13 protein-coding genes are annotated in these 16,424 nt (G+C 68.5%); 6 read left to right on the top strand and 7 right to left on the bottom strand.

Features of this window, described 5'->3' with window-relative positions:
• Positions 1 to 37: 37 nt before the first annotated feature.
• Positions 38 to 2,179 carry an aldehyde:ferredoxin oxidoreductase gene (locus tag IPN03_11255; protein ID MBK9374280.1) on the bottom strand — a complete coding sequence of 714 codons (2,142 nt, stop codon included), beginning with the start codon at positions 2,177 to 2,179 and terminating at the stop codon, positions 38 to 40.
• A gap of 183 nt (positions 2,180 to 2,362) precedes the next feature.
• Between IPN03_11255 and IPN03_11250 the strand changes: the two genes are divergently transcribed.
• A complete protein-coding gene (locus IPN03_11250) occupies positions 2,363 to 3,397 on the top strand; it encodes a ThiF family adenylyltransferase (GenBank protein MBK9374279.1) in 1,035 nt (344 codons plus the stop codon).
• Positions 3,398 to 3,448: 51 nt separating this feature from the next.
• Here the strand turns inward: IPN03_11250 and IPN03_11245 are convergent, their stop codons facing one another.
• From IPN03_11245 to IPN03_11230, 4 genes are all read right to left on the bottom strand, one after another.
• Entirely contained in the window at positions 3,449 to 3,760 is a 312-nt protein-coding gene (locus IPN03_11245; GenBank protein MBK9374278.1) for a hypothetical protein, read from the bottom strand.
• Positions 3,761 to 3,846: 86 nt separating this feature from the next.
• On the bottom strand, positions 3,847 to 5,430 hold the full coding sequence (locus tag IPN03_11240; GenBank protein MBK9374277.1) for an L-glutamate gamma-semialdehyde dehydrogenase: 1,584 nt from the start codon (positions 5,428 to 5,430) through the stop codon (positions 3,847 to 3,849).
• A 55-nt stretch (positions 5,431 to 5,485) separates the two neighbouring features.
• Complete coding sequence (locus tag IPN03_11235) at positions 5,486 to 6,217, bottom strand: glycosyltransferase family 2 protein (GenBank protein ID MBK9374276.1); 732 nt, start codon at positions 6,215 to 6,217, stop codon at positions 5,486 to 5,488.
• Positions 6,214 to 6,819 carry a class I SAM-dependent methyltransferase gene (locus IPN03_11230; GenBank protein MBK9374275.1) on the bottom strand — a complete coding sequence of 202 codons (606 nt, stop codon included), beginning with the start codon at positions 6,817 to 6,819 and terminating at the stop codon, positions 6,214 to 6,216. Before IPN03_11230 ends, IPN03_11235 begins: the two co-directional genes overlap by 4 nt.
• Positions 6,820 to 7,045: 226 nt before the next feature.
• Between IPN03_11230 and IPN03_11225 the strand changes: the two genes are divergently transcribed.
• From IPN03_11225 to IPN03_11205, 5 genes are all read left to right on the top strand, one after another.
• A complete protein-coding gene (locus tag IPN03_11225; protein MBK9374274.1) occupies positions 7,046 to 8,509 on the top strand; it encodes an MFS transporter in 1,464 nt (487 codons plus the stop codon).
• A gap of 223 nt (positions 8,510 to 8,732) precedes the next feature.
• Positions 8,733 to 9,968 carry a patatin-like phospholipase family protein gene (locus IPN03_11220; protein MBK9374273.1) on the top strand — a complete coding sequence of 412 codons (1,236 nt, stop codon included), beginning with the start codon at positions 8,733 to 8,735 and terminating at the stop codon, positions 9,966 to 9,968.
• A 448-nt stretch (positions 9,969 to 10,416) separates the two neighbouring features.
• Positions 10,417 to 10,863 carry a hypothetical protein gene (locus tag IPN03_11215; protein MBK9374272.1) on the top strand — a complete coding sequence of 149 codons (447 nt, stop codon included), beginning with the start codon at positions 10,417 to 10,419 and terminating at the stop codon, positions 10,861 to 10,863.
• A gap of 237 nt (positions 10,864 to 11,100) precedes the next feature.
• On the top strand, positions 11,101 to 12,258 hold the full coding sequence (locus tag IPN03_11210) for a transposase (protein ID MBK9374271.1): 1,158 nt from the start codon (positions 11,101 to 11,103) through the stop codon (positions 12,256 to 12,258).
• 300 nt (positions 12,259 to 12,558) lie between these two features.
• Positions 12,559 to 13,727 (top strand): IS3 family transposase gene (locus IPN03_11205; protein ID MBK9374270.1). Its coding sequence is split into 2 segments (ribosomal slippage): positions 12,559 to 12,811 and positions 12,811 to 13,727, totalling 1,170 coding nucleotides; the frame shifts between segments, so codons are not numbered across the junction.
• A gap of 748 nt (positions 13,728 to 14,475) precedes the next feature.
• Here IPN03_11205 and IPN03_11200 read toward each other — a convergent pair.
• Positions 14,476 to 15,888 carry a zf-HC2 domain-containing protein gene (locus tag IPN03_11200; protein ID MBK9374269.1) on the bottom strand — a complete coding sequence of 471 codons (1,413 nt, stop codon included), beginning with the start codon at positions 15,886 to 15,888 and terminating at the stop codon, positions 14,476 to 14,478.
• A complete protein-coding gene (locus tag IPN03_11195) occupies positions 15,885 to 16,406 on the bottom strand; it encodes a hypothetical protein (GenBank protein MBK9374268.1) in 522 nt (173 codons plus the stop codon). Before IPN03_11195 ends, IPN03_11200 begins: the two co-directional genes overlap by 4 nt.
• Positions 16,407 to 16,424 lie beyond the last annotated feature (18 nt).

The following is a 16,424-nucleotide window of genomic DNA, read 5'->3' as shown; positions in this document are numbered from 1 at the left end:
GCCGGCAGCCGGAGCACCCGGGTTCGGATCCACCGCGTCAGCCCCCGTTCTTCTGCACGAGCTCGACGACCTCGGGGAAGGCGATCCCGAGCTTCGTGATCGTCTCCATCGTCGGGACGCCGTCCGTCGTCCAGCCGCGGCGCTTGTAGACCGCGTCGCAGAGCTTGGAGTAGCGGTCCTCGCGGTACTTCCGGGTGATGGCGATCTTCTCCTCGACCGGCTTGCCGGCCGGGTCGACGCCGATCTCCTCGAGCATCTGCTTGTCGTAGCGCTCCGCGCGCGACTCGTACTCCTCGACCGTCACCGGGCCGACGGAGCGGTACGGCGGCCAGTCGTGCTCGCGCCGGCCGTAGCCGCGCCGGAGGTTGAAGACGCGCTGGAAGTTGTAGACCTTCTCCGACTGCTCGATGATCTTCTCCTTCGTGACCTCGAGGCCCGTCACGCCGGAGGCGATCTCGCAGTAGTTGTGGACGTGCTCGGGCACCTTGGCCGGCTCGGCCTGCTCGGCGTTGTTCGCCGGCTCGATGTCGTTCCAGGGGAGCTTGCAGAGGCCGTGCAGGCCGAACCACGTCCGGAAGAGCGGGAAGTAGTGGAGCGCCTCCGCCTTGGCCTCGAAGGTCGGCAGGTGCTTGTTGACCATGTCCATGAAGATGAGCCAGGCCTCGTCGTGCTGGGGGCCCTTGTTCGTCAGGGCGTAGCCCCCCTGCTGCGCGAGCGACTCCTTCGACTGGTACTGCGAGTACTCGAGCCCCTTGACCTCCATGCCGATGTCGGTCATGAGCTGCATGTCGCCCCAGCCGCGCTCGGCGAAGATCTGCTTCATCTTCCTGACGCCCTGCCCGGCGATGAGGCCGAAGCCCTCGCCGCGGGCGATCTGGTGGAGGATCTCCATCTGCGACTCGGCGTTCCCCCAGCTCAGGTCGAGGCCGCCCGTCCGCTCGGCGTTCAGGATGCCGCGCTGCCAGCACTCCATCGCGAAGGCGCAGAGCGTGCCGTACGAGATCGTGTCGACCCCGTAGGTGTCGCAGTAGAAGTTGACCTCGAGGAGCCAGTCGGGGTCGAAGATGCCGCAGTTGGCCGCGAGGCCGGCGGCGTTCTCGTACTCGGGCCCGTCCACCGTGACGATGTCGCCCTTGTAGGGGCCCGTCTTCACGACGTGGCCGTCGGCTCCCTTCGAGCACGACATCGTGCAGCCGTACCAGCAGCCGTCGGGGATCCCCTGCGTGAAGCGAGCGTCCCATACCGGAGAGGCGATGTTCTTCGTGTCGGGGTGGTTGCCGTACTGAAAGTTCTTCACCGGGAGGAGGTCGTAGGCGTCCATGACCTCGACGAGGTGCGCCGTCCCCTGGCGCTTCATGTTGCACTGCTCGGCGTCGAGGTCGTGGATCTCCTTGTTGATGACGCTCCCGACCTTCTGGATCCGCGCCCGGTCCGCCACGTGGTTCAGGTCGGCCTTGATGACCGGGCCGCGGACGACGAGCGCCTTCAGGTTCTTGTCGCGGAAGACGGTCCCGACGCCGCCGCGTCCCGCCTGCTTGAGGCGCGCCGCCTTGCGCTTGGCGTCGTAGAAGGAGAAGTTCAGGCAGCCGATGAGGCTGTGGTCCGAGCCCTTCCCCGCCGAGACGACCGAGACGTTCTTGAGGTCGGTCGGCCCGTCGGCGTACATGTGCGTGAAGATCTCGGAGCAGATGTGGCTGTCGGCCGGCTCGAGCGGGGCCTCCTCGATCCGGATGACGCCGCGCGGCCCGTCGACGAGGATCACGACCTCGCGGTCGGCCTTCCCCTGGAGCTCGAGGGCGTCGAAGCCGCAGAACTTCAGGAGCGGCCCGTAGTAGCCGCCGACGTTGCAGTCGATCGGGATGTCGGTGAGGGGCGAGATCGCGACGACGAGCGACTTGCCGGTGCCGGGGTACTGCGTGATCCCCGCGATCGGCCCGGGGCTGATGACGATCTCGTTCTCCGGGTCGTTCCACTTCGTCGTCGGCGTCGTGGCGTTCCAGAGGTACCAGAGGCCGAAGCCGCGCCCGCCGACGAAGGTGTCGACCATCTCCTGCGTGACCTTCTTCTCGGTCACCGTCAGGGTCGTCAGGTCGATGTGGAGCGAGCGCATGTTGTAGCCGCGGTACGGTTCGCTGGGGGTGAACGGCACCTCGAGGAGGACCTTGTGGGCGGCCCTCATCTCCTCGAGGTTGTCGGTGTAGTTCGTGCGGACGGTGTAGTCGGGCGTCGTCGTGGACATGCTCGCCTCTTGCGGCCGGCCGGCGCGTCTCCGGAAGGAGACGTCGCGAGAGCCAAACCGCCCTTGGGACAGTAACATCCGACGGAGATAGGGGGCAAGGGAAGGCCGTCCCCCGGAGGTTTCATGCCCTGGAAAGCGGATGACCGGTATTCCCGCCAGGTGCTCTTCCGCCCGCTCGGCGAGGAGGGACAGGCCCGGATCCGCGCAGCCCGCGTCCTCGTCGCCGGCTGCGGCGGGCTGGGGGCCGAGTCGGCCAGCCTCCTCGCCCGGGCGGGAGTCGGGTTCCTCCGGATCGTCGACCGCGACGTCGTCGAGCTCTCGAACCTCCAGCGCCAGGCGCTCTTCGAGGAGGCCGACGTCCGCGAGGGACTCCCGAAGGCCGTCGCGGCCGCCCGGCGCCTGGCGCGCGTAAACACGGACGTCGAGGTGGAGCCCGTCGTCGTCGACATGGGCCCCAGAAACGTCCGCGAGCTGATCGACGGCGTCGACCTCGTCGTGGACGGCTTCGACAGCTTCGAGGCGCGCTTCCTCCTGAACGACGCCTGCGTCGAGAAGGGGCTCCCGTGGGTCTACGGAGCCTGCATCGGCTCGACGGGACTCGCGGCGCTCCTCGTCCCGGGCCACACCCCGTGCCTGCGCTGCCTGATGCCCGAGATCCCCGAGCCCGGCACCTCTCCCACCTGCGACACGGCGGGAATCCTCGGGCCGGCAGCGCACCTCGCCGCCTCGATGCAGGTCGGCCGCGCCCTCCGCTGGCTCGCGACCCGCGAAGCCCCTTCCGAGGCCGAGGTCGTCTACGCCGACGTCTGGGAGGGGCGCTTCACGCGCGTCGCCCTCCCGTACCGGCCCGGCGAAAGCCGCTGCCCCTGCTGCGTGGAGCGCCGGTTCGACTTCCTCTCCGTGGAGACCCCGCAGACGGCGGCGCTCTGTGGCCGCGATTCGGTCCAGGTCCGACCCCTGGTCCCCTCCCGCCCCGATTTCGCGTCGCTGGCCGAACGGCTGCGTCCGCTCGGGACGGTCCTCGCGAACGAGCACCTCCTCCGCTTCCGGACCGAGGAGGTCGAGCTGACGCTCTTCTCCGACGGCCGCGCGATCGTGAAGGGGACGACCGACCCGGCGCGGGCGCGGAGCCTCGTGGCGCGGACGTTCGGGGTCTGAGGCTTCCCACGAACCGGCTGCCACCCGGCCGGTCCTGCTGTCCTTGCGCCCTCAGTCCTGCTTCAGCACCTTCCGGTCGAGGAACGACCAGTGCCGCCACGAGCCGGTCATGTGCGACCCGACCGAGCCGACGACCGTGGCCGCGAGATAGAAGGCGAGACGCGACTCGGGGATGTGGTACCCGAGGCCGACGAGGGCGAGCTTCACGACCGACGCGACGCCGGCCCCCTGGTAGAGGAAGACGCAGCTCCTGAACAGGTCGATCGCGAGGAGGAGGACGCCGCTGACGGCCGTCAGCACGAAGGAGTGCTGGAACTTCTCCTCGGGAACCCCCCAGGCCACGCCCCCGAGGACGATTGCCATCGACACGATGTGGACGGTCCGCAGCGCCACCTGCCAGGGTCGGGCCCATGCGAGGCGGCGCGGCGGCCAGGGGAAGAGGAGCTCTTTCAGACGCCGATTCCCGCGAGGCGGGCGATCGTGATCCTCTCGGAGGTCGTCTTTCCCTGCGTGAAGTTCATCAGGTAGTCGGGACCTCCCGCCTTCGAGTCGGTTCCCGAGAGGTTGAAGCCGCCGAAGGGGTGGACGCCGACGAGCGCGCCCGTGCAGCCCCGGTTCAGGTAGAGGTTGCCGGCGTGGTACTCGCGCTTGGCCCGGTCGATGCGGTCGATGGAGGTGGAGTAGACCGCGCCGGTCAGGCCGTACAGCGTGTCGTTCGCGACGGCGAGCGCTTCGTCGAACCCGTCGACCGGGATGATCGCGAGGACCGGTCCGAAGATCTCCTCCTGCTCGAGGAACGAGCCGGCCTTCACGCCGTCGAAGATCGTCGGGGCGATGTACCAGCCCGCGCGGTCGAGCGCATGACCGCCGAGGAGGAGCCTCCCTTCGCCCTTGCCTGTCTCGATGGCCGCGAGGATGCTCTTGTGGGCCGAGGCGTTCGCGACGGGGCCGGTGAAAACGCAGGGGTCTTCCCAGGGGTCGCCGACGGGGATCAGCTTCGCCTTCGCGAGGACCATCTCGACGAGCTTGCCGTGAACGCGCCGGTCGACGATCAGGCGTGAGCAGGCGGAGCACTTCTGCCCCTGGAAGCCGAACGCCGACCGGACGGCGCCGGTCGAGGCAGAGTCGAGGTCGGCCGTCTCGTCGACGATGATCGCGTTCTTGCCGCCCATCTCGGAGACGTAGCGGGTCATCCACTTCTTCCCCGCGGCGGGCCTGGCGATGATCTCGTTGATCCTGAGGCCCACCTCGGCCGACCCGGTGAACGACACGAACCGCACGTCGGGGTGCGTCACCATGTAGTCGCCGATCTCGCCGCCCGAGCCGGGCACGAGGTTGATGACGCCCGCCGGGACGCCGGCCTCGTGGGCCATCTCGACGAGTCGGTGCGCCAGGATCGGCGTGTCGGAGCTCGGCTTGAGGACGACGGTGTTTCCTGCGACGACCGCGGCCATCGTCATCCCGCCGAGGATCGCGAGCGGGAAGTTCCACGGCGTGACGACCGCACCGACGCCGAGGGGGATGTAGTAGTAGCAGTTGTCCTCGGTCGAGAGACGCGTGAGCGGGTGGTACTGGAAGTGGGTCAGGGCGAGCCGCGCGTAGTACTCGCAGAAGTCGATCGCCTCCGCGATCTCGGCGTCGGCTTCGTACCAGTCCTTCCCGATCTCGAACGCCAGCAGCGCGAGGAGCTCGAACCGCCGCTCGCGCATGAGGGCGGCGAGGCGCAGGAGCGTCTCGGCGCGTTCCTCGGGATTCGTCCGCGACCAGGTGGCGAAGGCGGCCTTCGCCGCGGCCATCGCCCGGTCGACGTCCTCGCGCGAGCAGCTCGAGATCCGCCCGACGACGATCTCGGGGTTCGAGGGGCAGAGCGAGGCGATCGACTTCGCCGTGACGACCGGCTTTCCGTCGATGATGGCCGGGTACGTTTCTCCGAAACGAGCCCGGACGGCCTCCACGGCGCGGGCGACGCCCCGGACGCTGTCTTCGCGGCTGTAGTCGTGGATGGGATCGTTCGTGAAACGCTTCAGAAACATGCAGAAAGTCTAGCATCGGGGTCCGACGCCCGAGGGCCTCTCCGACCGCTGCCGGTCAGTGGTTCAGGGGACGGTCGTACCCGGGCGAGAAGACTTCCCGGTAGACGAGGCGCATGTCGCGCAGCGTGGCGAGGATGTTCGCGAGGCTCGTCGAGGATCCGCGGCCGAACTCCCGCGGGAACGTCTGGATCCCCACTTCCCCGACGCGGAACCCCTTGAGCATCGTCTTGATCGCGATCTCCGCACCGATGAAGGGGCTGGACGAACGGAGCGGGAGCTCGGCGGCCACCTCCTTCCGGACGAGGCGCAGGCCGCAGCTGATGTCGCGGTAACGCGTCCGGAAGACCGACCGGAGGAGGTTGTTGTAGACGAACGAGATGAAGATCCGCGCGCTCCCGTACCTCTTCGCGTAGCGGAAGGTCAGGATCAGGTCGTAGTGCTCGCGCAGCCGCCAGAGCTTGCGCAGATCGTCCACCTCGTACTCGTCGTCCCCGTCGGTGAACGCGATCCACTCGTACCGCGCCGCCTCGAGACCGGTCCGGAGGGCCTTTCCGTAGCCCAGGTTCCCGCCGTGGTGGATGACCCTCACACGCGGGCTCTGGCGGGCCAGCTCGTCGGCGATCTCGCCGGCCCGGTCGGGCGAGCCGTCGTTGACGACGATGATCTCGTAGTCGGACGTCAGCTCCGCGAGGACCCGGTGCGCCTTCGCCGCGACACGCTCGATCGTCCGCTCGTCCCGGTAGACCGGGAAGAAGAGGCTGATCCTGTCGGAGGCGGACGCGTTCACGGCGTCGCTCTCCGGGCACGCACGAACGTCTGCCCTCCGAGCAGCCACTGAAGGGGCCGCAGTCTCAGGTAGGCCGACACGGCCCAGGGCCACTTCGGGATCCGGGACTTCGACGTGAAGGGGAGGAAGCGGACGCGCAGCTCGCGGATCGTGAAACCCGTCGCCTCGAGCCCCTCGACGAGGCTCCGGTCGGTCAGGATGACGACGTGGTCGACGAAGTCGAAGTAGCGGGCGGGACTCAGCCGGAAATTCGGCTGAAGGACCAGGATCTCTCCACCCGGTCGCAGGATGCGCCGGGCGGCGGAGAGGGCCCGGAGCACCTCGGCCGGCGAGGCCAGATGCTCGAGGAAGTTGCTCATGAAGACCGTGTCGGCCGTGCCGTCGGGAATCGACGGCAGGTCGACGTCGCCGTCGACGACGGCCTCGACGCCGGGGCCGGCCGACTGCGCGAGCGTCGGGTTCGCATCGACCGCGATGCGGCGCGCCGCCCTCACCTCGTTGATGAAGAGGCACGGCCCCGCGCCGACGTCGACGACCGTCCCCTGCTCCGGGATTCTCGGACCGAAGAACTCGTGAACGAGGACGCGCCAGACCGCGCGCATGGCCTCGAGCTCCGCCGGCGGGAAACGCCGCCTGTAGAGCGCTGCCAGCACCTCCCCGGGAGGGGACCGCCGTTCCTCGACCTCGTGAGCCGTCACGCGCTGCTTATCGTACGACGCCGGCCCTCCGGAGAGGCCGCCCCTATACTCCCGTCGGTGTCGGCCACTCTGCCGGTTCTCGCGGCAGCAGGATTGAACGCGGCCTTCGCGTCGGGCCTCCGGTGAAGCCGTGACGTCCCCCGTCTCCCCCCGCTTCGACCCGAAACGCCGCCGCGCGGTGACCTTCGCGCTGCTCCTCGTCACGGCGCTCGCCTCCTTCGAGTCGACGGTCGTCTCGACGGCGATGCCCACGATCATCGGCGACCTCCACGGCCTCTCCCTCTACTCGTGGGTCTTCTCCGTCTACCTCCTCACCTCCACGATCTCGATGCCGCTCTTCGGGCGCCTCGCCGACCTCTACGGCCGCCGGCGGGTCCTCCTCGTCGCGACCGCCCTCTTCCTCGGCGGCGCGCTCGTCTGCGCTCTCGCCCGCTCGATGCCGCAGCTCATCGCGGCCAGGGCGCTCCAGGGCCTCGGGGCGGGCGGCCTCATGCCCGTCGCGCTCACCGTCACGGGAGACCTCTACTCGATCCAGGAACGCGCGAAGGTCCAGGGCCTCTTCAGCGGCGTGTGGGGCGTCGCCAGCCTCATCGGCCCGCTCCTCGGGGCGTTCCTCACCGTCTCGTTCGGCTGGCGGTCGATCTTCACCATCAACCTCCCGCTCGGCCTCCTGGCCTTCGCTCTCGTGGCGACGCAGATGGTCGAGACGCGGGAGAAGCGGCGCGACCCGCTCGACCTGGCGGGCGCGGCCACGCTCGCCGTCGGCGTCACCGCGCTTCTCTTCGCGGTCCTCCATCGGGCGGGCCCCGGCTCCCTCGGGCTCCTCGCCCGCGGAGGCCTGTTGCTCCTGGCCGTCGCCTTCCTCGCCGCTTTCGCCCGCCTGCAGGGCCGACGCGAGCACCCGCTCATCCCCCCGGACCTCTTCACGCGCGTGGAGACGGCCGCGCCCTACCTCTCCGGGGTCCTGATCGGCACGAGCATCTACGGCGTCGACACGTTCGTGCCGCTCTTCGTCCAGGGGGCGCGGGGCGGGAGCGCCGGTGCCGCGGGCGCCGTCGTCACGCCGCTCGTCTTCGGCTGGTCGCTCTCGGCCGCGATCGCCGCGCGGTTCATCGTGCGGGCCGGCTTCCGCAGAACGGCCCGCGCCGGCGCGCTCCTCATCCTCGCCGGCTTCGCCGGGCTGGGCCTCGCCGCCCTCCTCGGCGCCGGTGTCGGCTGGATCAGCCTCGCCTGCGGGCTCGTCGGCCTCGGCCTCGGGCCGTCGTCGCTGAGCCAGGTCCTCGTCATCCAGCACGTCGTGCCGGAGAAGCGGCGCGGCATCGCCACCAGCCTCGTCCCCTTCTCGCGGACGGTCGGCGGCTCGATCGGCGTCGGCGCGCTGGGCGGCATCCTCGCCGCCGGCCTCGCCCAGAGGCTCGGCCCCGCGGCCGACACGGCCGGGCACCTCCTCGACGGTGGCGCCGCCACCTCGCCCGCGCTGCGCCTGGCCATCGAGCGGTCGCTCCTGCCGGTCTTCGCGGTGCTCTTCGTCCTCGCGGCGGTGAACCTCCTGGTGACGGGGCGGTACCGCGCGGGGACGGACGGCGTGGGCTGATCCCGGGCCCGGCACTTTTTTTCACTTCCCCTGTTGTAAATCCGGGCCTCTCGCGGAGCTTGGCTAAAGGACCCGTTCCTTCTCGTGAGGCGCGTCGCCCAGGCCCCCCCGGCAAGGCATGCCGAGCTCCTTTCGGCCCCGCCACCGAAAGGCGCGGAGTGTCGGCGTTTCCCGAGATCTGGATTCTCAAACCATTGATTTCAGGAGTGTTATGAGCACGGCCATGGCCTCTCATCCGGCTCCGGACACCGAGCCCGCGCCGTCCGCCGTCCCCGCCAGGGGCCTCGCCCTGTGCCTTTCGGGCGGGGGGTTCCGGGCGCTCCTCTTCCACCTCGGAGCCCTCCGCCGCCTGAACGAGCTGGGCATCCTCCCGAAAGTCGACACCTTCTCCGCGACCTCCGGCGGCAGCATCCTGGCGGCCCACCTCGCCACCCTCATCGCGAAGGACCCGGCGAAGAAGGCCGCCTTCACTCCCGAAGCGTGGGAGGAGTTCGTGGAGGCCCCGCTTCTCGCTCTCACGCGCGAAGACCTGGGGCGCGGGTTCCGCACGCTCGGGCTCCTCGCCCGAAACCTCTTAGGGCCAAACGCGCGCGTCGAAGCCCTCGCGCAGCGGTACGAGGAGATCCTGACGCCGCTGAAGCTCCGCGACCTCCCTCCCGCCCCCCGCTTCGTCTTCTGCGCCACCGACTTCCTCAGGAGCGTTCCCTGGTACTTCGAGCAAGACCGGATGGGAGACCGCCAGCTCGGCTGGGTGGCTCCTCCCGACGGTGTCACCCTCGCGCGCGCCGTCGCGGCCTCGTCCTGCTTTCCGCGCTCCATCGGTCCCCTCCCGGCGCCGCTCGACCCCGCCCTCCTCTCGGGCGGCGCGGCGCCGTCCGGCCCGGACCGCGACGCCGCCATCCGGCACCTCGCGCTCGGTGACGGCGCGAGCCACGCGCACCTCGGCCTCGACCCCGTCTGGAAGACCCACACCACCGTCCTCGTCTCCGAAGCCGGTGCGTATCCGAACGCCCGACGGAAGAGACGCGTCTTCCCCCGCCCCGACCCGTTCCTCACCGCCGTCGACAGCGAGGGGCAGGAGATCCGCCGGCGCCGCCTCGTCTCGGGTTTCGTCGGAGGCCAGATCTCCGGCACCTTCTGGAGCCTCTCCAGCGCGCCGTCGAGCTATCGCATCCCATTCGGCTATTCGAAGAGCCTCGCCCGCGACGTCCTCTGCACCATGCGCGCGAGCCTCGACCCGGTCACGGAAGCGGAGGCCGCCGTCCTCCTCAACCACGGCTACCTCACCGCCGACGCCGCCCTCCGCACCCACACCTCCCAGCTCCTCCCCCGCCTCGTCCCCCGCCTCCAGCTCCCCGACCCGGGCTGGACCCCCGCGGACCCCGACATCGAGAGACGGGTCAGGGTCGCGTTCGCGGGGAGCGGGAGGCGGCGGTGGTGGTGGAGGATCGACCCGTGACGTCGCGCCACGGCCTCCTCACTCTCGTCCCGCCCCTTGCGGTCGCCTCGGTCGCCTCTTCGACCGCACCCGCCATCGAGACGTGCATCAGCGACCCGCTCCCCGCCTTCAAGCCCGGCGGAGAAACCCACGTCGAGTTCGGCGCGGCCGACGGCGACGACGGCATCCACATCGCCTCCGTGACACGCGTCGACCGTCCCGACGGCCCCGTCCTCCACGTCGTCGTCTCCTGGATCGAAGGAGACCGATGGGTCGAGCGGACGGTTGAGCTGCCATCGACGAGTGCCACCGCCGCTTCGGCCCCGCGCCGCCGCGCGGCATCTCTCTGCCGGCACGTCGTGCTTCACACGTCACGGCCTTCGATCCGAGGTCCGCCTCACACCCCCGATTGCGTCCCCTGGCACCCAGAACGTTCACCGCCCGCGTTGCAATTCAAAAGGAGATTCTCATGAGTGTGAGCCTCGAAGCGCCTGAGCTAGTTGCTGGTGTCGAGCGGTTGGCGCAGGCGGCGCCCACTGGTTATCAGGCGCAAATCACGCTGATCAACAACTGCCCCTCCAGTTGGGGTGTCGTCATCGTCTCAGCAGGAGTAAAGTTCTTCTATCGCAGCGGCGCCGACTACACAGACGGCCCCCGAAACGTCCACCTCTCGTCTGGACAAAGCGCGACGTTTGTCAGTAATGACCCGAACCAGTGCGTCTTTCAGTACTTTCTCGCCGCGGTAGTTACCGTTCCCAATGAGCCACCCAAGACTCTAACCAACCAAGACGGCGTCGGTCCTGGAGAATGCGTTGTGCACTGCAGCCTCGTTCTTGGCCCAAAGCAGTCGGTCGGAGAGGCCACTCTCGCGGCGCTCGGTCTTCTCCACAGAGTCGAGCTGTCTAAGAGGCCGTAGATAGAGTCGAGTCCTCCTCTAACGGGAGGGCACGGCTCGCGCGCGACAGAGAGCACGGCCCTCCCATTCCCTATTTCACTGCTAAAGAGAGGCCGCGAACCCCCGCTTTCTCTACCGCATCCGCGTTCCGACACGTCCCGCCACCTAACAGGCTGCTGACAAAGGCCCGGAAAGCGGGAATACCCGAGACGTAAGGTCGTTTTCTCTGTCGAGACCAACGTCGGGAGGGGCGGCCAGATGATGGGCGATTCGGATCCGCAGGCGACGTTCTTCTACAACATCTCGCTGGAGACATTCGTGCCGCAGGAGCACCCGCTGCGGAGGATTCGGCCTCTGGTGGACGGCAAGGCGATTCGGAAGGCCTGCCGGGACCTGTACTCGACGATCGGCCGTCCCTCGATCCCGCCCGAGCAGTTGTTCCTGGCGCTCGTTGGCGGATACCTGCTCGGCGTCACGAGCGAGCGGCGCCTGGTGATGGAACTGCAGTGCAACATGGCGTTGAGGTGGTTCGTCGGGCTGAACCTGGACCAGAACGCCTGGGACGCATCGACCTTCAGCCAGAACCGCCGGCGGCGCTTCGACGCATCGGGAGTGCTCGAGAAGCTGTTCGATCAGACGATCAAGCGGGCCATGGACGAGGGGCTCGTCAGCCGGCACGTGAGTGCCGACGGGACTCTCGTCCGGGCCAACGCGAGCTTCAAGAGCTTCGTGCCGATCGAGCTGGCGATGGACCCCGAGGAGTACAAGAAGCGGCTGAGGGCCGAGGACGAGAAGGGACCGGAGGGACCCCAGGATCCCGGGAATCGCGCCGTGGACTTCCGGGGCCAGAAGCGGTCGAACGCGACGCATAGATCGCTGACGGACCCTGATTGTCGCTTCGTCTCGAAGGGGTCCTCGGGAACGGGCGCCCATCCCGGCTACACCGTGAATGCCCTGATGGAGAACCGCCATCGTTTCCTTCTCGGCCTGGGCGTCGAAGTCTTCCGGTCCTCCGCCTCGGAGACCGAGGGGAGCGTGAAGCTTCTGGATCGCGCTCACCGCCGGCTCCGGTACGAGCCGAAGACCTTCGGCGCCGACAAGGGCTTCTTCAGCACCGGCCTGATTCGAACCCTGCTCGATCGCCAGATCGCCCCACACATCGCCGCCGACCCACGAGGCCGACAGCCGGAACACTCCCGTATCCGGATGCGTGTCCGAGGCGTCGGATACGCCCTCTCGCAGCGGGCGCGAAAGAAGATCGAGGAACTCTTCGGCGAGGCCAAGGACTGGCACGGGCTCCGACGATTCCGCCGTCGCGGGCTGGACCGAGTACGGCAGGAAACGCTGCTCATCGGCTGGGTCCTCAACCTCAAACGCCTCGCCAGGGCCCTGGAAACGAGGACCGAACCAGCATGAGACCGGTGAGGTCCTCCATTCCGCTGCCCGTGAGCCTCGAAGCCGGGCAATCACGGAAGTCGATCTGATGCCTGTCGTCCTCATCAGACGCCGAAACCCGCTCTCGGCGGTCTCTTTGTCAGCAGCCTGCTAACGCGGCAGTGCACCGGCCTCGCGCAAGCACTCGCTGCTGACCGCTACTCGGTAGGCTTGGCTGCTCTCCTTCATTCTCTCCCGCATCGGTCCTCTTGGACTTCGCTGACCTTGCCCCACGAAATCGGTCCACCAGGTTGAGAATCTGGGGGCCGGAAAGGGGCGGTCATGAAGGGAAAGCGGTTTACGGAGGCGCAGATCATCGCGGTGCTCAAGGAGGCTGAGGCCGGCGCCGCGGTGAAGGACGTCTGCCGACGGCACGGAGTCAGCGAGCAGAGCTTCCACCGGTGGAAGGCGAAGTACGGCGGGATGGAGATCAGCGATGCGCGCCGGCTGCATGGCCTCGAGGATGAAAACCGGCGACTGAAGCACCTTGTCGCGGACCTGACGCTGGACAACCAGGCGCTGAAGGCGGTGCTCTCAAAAAAATGGTGACGCCCGCAGCCCGGCGGATCGCCGTGGGCGTCATGACAAGCGAAGTCCGCATCAGCCAGCGCCGTGCCTGTGCCCTCGTGGGGGCGTGGCGTTCGACGGCGAGGTACGAGTCTCGTCGAAAGGACCCTGCGCCGCTGGTCGCTCGCCTTCGCGAGCTCGCGCTGGCCCGGCCACGAGGCGGCTATCGACTCCTGGGTGACCTCCTGCGCGATGAAGGGTGCGTGGTGAATCACAAGCGGCTCTACCGCATTTACAAGTCGGAGGGTCTTTCTCTCCCGCGACGCCGGCCCCGGAAAGGCCCACGGCCGCGGCAGCCGAAGCTCGAGCCGGTGCAGCGCGCCAACGAGCGCTGGTCGATGGACTTCGTCAGCGACGCGCTGGCCACGGGCCGCCGTTTCCGCTGCCTGACGATCGTCGATGAAGGCACGCGCGAGAGCCCGGATGTCCTGACGGACACCTCGATCTCCGGCGTGAGGGTCACGAGAGTCCTCGACAAACTGAAGGAAACGCGGGGACTTCCGGCCGTCATCGTCATGGACAACGGCCCGGAGTTCACGTCGAAGGCCATGCACCGGTGGGCACGGCTGAACGGTGTTCGGCTTCACTTCATAGATCCGGGCAAGCCCACCCAGAACGCCTTCGTTGAGAGCTTCAACGGCAAGCTTCGCGAAACGTGCCTGAATCTGCACTGGTTCATCGATCTGGACGACGCCCGGAACACCATCGAGGAATGGCGCGTCGACTACAACGAGGTCAGGCCGCACAGCTCCGTGGGAAGGCGTCCCCCGGCGGCCTACGCCCGCCTACTCGCGGGCACACCCCCGACTGTGGAAACCGAGGAAATCGCTGCGCGATTCCCTCCGTTCCCACAGCGCTACTGCCAGGGAATTCCTCCCTCGTAAAATGGACGTGAGAACGGGGCAAGGTCAGAGCTGGCGATCAATCACACGGAGGACTACCTGAAGTACCTCCGGACGTGGACCTCGAAGACGCCCCGCTGGTCCGATGGAACTGGCGGCGACGCCCCGAAGAACCGGGTGTCGAGCCAGGAGAGGCGCGGCAAGGTCTGACTCGCCTCGCGCACGCGAACGGGCTCCCCACAAGCGCCTTCCACGGTCGCGATCGAGCCCGGCGGCCCGTTTCAGCCCCGGCCCTGCCGACGAGATGATCCGGCCGGGCCAAACCGAAGACACGCCCTTTTGCAGGGCGTGTCTTCGAGTCTTCCGAGCGTTCACCCCACCGGGCAGTGCACCCGCTCGGGCGGACAGGCCGAGTCCAGTTCGATCGGCGTCGGCGTCGTCGTCTCGGGCGCCGGCACCGGATCCGACGGTTCCGGCAGTGAGACGCCGACGGCCTCGATCAGTCTGCGGGCCATCCACCGCGCAAGATCGAACGTGGAGCTCGGGGCTGCCCGTTCGGGCCTGATTCCCCAGCGCGGCTCGGCGGGTCGCGGTGAGTCTGCACGGGCGACTCCGCTCGCGACGAGCAGGGCGCCGCCCAGAATGATCGATAGCAAAGGTCTTTTTCACGACATCCTCCTCCAGCCCTTCCGGGGCTCGGTGAAGGCGTCGGGGAGCGCTCTCCGATTTGCCTTGTGAGACTAGGCTGCGCGAGGAGGGGTTTTTTACAACAGGGTCGGCGAACTTTCTTTCAGACGGCTCGTCGGAGACGCGTGGCGATCTGCCGCTCAGCCCGGGACCTCAACGTCGCGACGAGGTCCACATCAGGGATGTCGCCGGCGAGCGCGGCCTCGAGAGACCGGAGGATGTCGGAATCCACTGCATTCGAGGCACGAAGGACTTCGCCGACGTCCTCGAAGCGTCTTGCCGCGCCGCGGGGCGCCGGGTGCGACAGCGCCTCTACCTGGAAGAGGCTCATCTGCAGCTCATCCGCCGTGGCGCCTTGCGTTGCGAAAAGCGTTGCCGCTGCTCCGAAGGCCCGTGCAGCCTCGGCGAAGCGGCCTCCCTGATAGAGGGTCCTGGCGAGATTGGCGCGGATGAACGAGTGCACGGCCGGCCGGGCCTCGCGATTCACGAGACGAAGGGCACGGGCATACTCACGCCGGAGCTTCCGGGCCCCCAGGCGGAGCAGGCACGCGCCAATCCCGTTCAGCGTCGAGACGTAAGTGTTCCACCGCTCATGACTTGAAAGCACCGGCAGGAGTGCTCGGAACTCCGCGATCGCCTCCTCGTCACGATCCAGGTACGAGAGGGCAGTGGCATGTGCACCACCCGCCTTTGCCGCCTCGTCCTCCAGCCCCAGAGCCTGAAACGTCCCCCTCGCCCGGTCCGCCAGGTGCAGCGCCTCCTCGGCCCGGTCGAGGAAGGCTCGCCGCTGGGCCTCGACCAGCTCGACGGAGGCGAGGCGCCGTTCGGAGACGGAGCCTCGGGCGAAGGCTCCGTAGGCCCGGCGGAGGTCGCGGCCTCCTCGCAAGAACTCGCCGGTCCAGTTGCAGGCGGTGCCCTGGACGAGGAGGGAGAGGCCCAGCAGGTCGTCGAGGGGAAAGGCGCGCTCGGCGGGGGCGTCGAGGGCACGGCCTTCGGCCCGGGCGGCCAGGACGGTGTCGGCGGAGGCACGGCCGAAGCGGGCCCAGCGGGCGGGGCCTTCGACCATGTTGTAGAGGGCGTCGTCGAGAGCGTAGCCGAGGCCGTAGCGGTCGCGCAGGGCGAGGAGATCGAGGTCGGCGAGGGCCTCGCGGAGGTCCTCTTCCGGAGCGGCCGCCGCGCCCAGGAGGCGGCTCTTGACCTCGGCGGCGTCGCGGCTTGCCGCGAAGACCTCGTGAATGGCGTCGTCACCGGCGATCGGCGGGCGCCGCCCGAGGCGGGTGCAGTCGGGACGGCAGCGAAACGGGTCGCCCTCCGGGAGCTCGGGCTCGGCCAGCGCCTCCTCGAGCGTGGGGAGAGTCGACTTGAGCGTCCGGTCGAGCTTCTCGATCTCGCGGAAGGCCGAAGTGCAGGCCGGGCAGGTGGAGAGGTGCCGCTTCAGCCGCGCGGCGTCCATCTCCGACATTTCGCCCTCGAGGAGGACGAGGAGGGTGAAGTCGTCGGGATGGGGGGCGGTCATCGGGTCGCTCCGAAGACCGCGCGAAGGCGCCGGATGCAGCGATCCAGAAGGACCCAGACGACGTTGGTCGAGGCGTAGGAGAGCGCTTCGGCCGTCTCCTTGAGGGTCTTCCCCTCGAGGTAGTGGGCGCGGATGAGCCTCCGGCAGGCGGGAGAGGCCTGCGCGAGCGTCTGGCGGAGAAGAACGTAGTTGTCGTTCTGCGAGTCGGGAGCCGGCCAGTCGTCTGCGGTCCGCGCGTCGTCCTCGATGGGCTCCTCGCGTCTCACCCCCCGGTTTCGGAGGAACTGGAGGGTCCGGAGGTGAAGTATGCGAAACGAGAGCCCTTCGGCCTCGCGAAGGGGCTCGTCGTATCGCATCAGCTCGAGGACTACGTCCTGCATCACGTCTTCCACCTCTGGCGCCGAGAGCCGGAACCTGTAGCGGAGGTGCGCCTCCATCCGTCGGCGGAGGTCGCCCTTCGCCGCGATGGTTTCGGCAAGCTCCAGCCGGGTCCGGGGTGTCCGGGGTTCGGCATCCATAGGTAAAGCTCCGCGAGA

The sequence above is a fragment of the Holophagales bacterium genome (assembly GCA_016719485.1).
Classification (GTDB): Bacteria; Acidobacteriota; Thermoanaerobaculia; order UBA5066; family UBA5066; genus UBA5066.
Note: the sequence above shows the minus strand (reverse complement) of the source record. Positions and strands in the feature narration are given on the sequence as shown.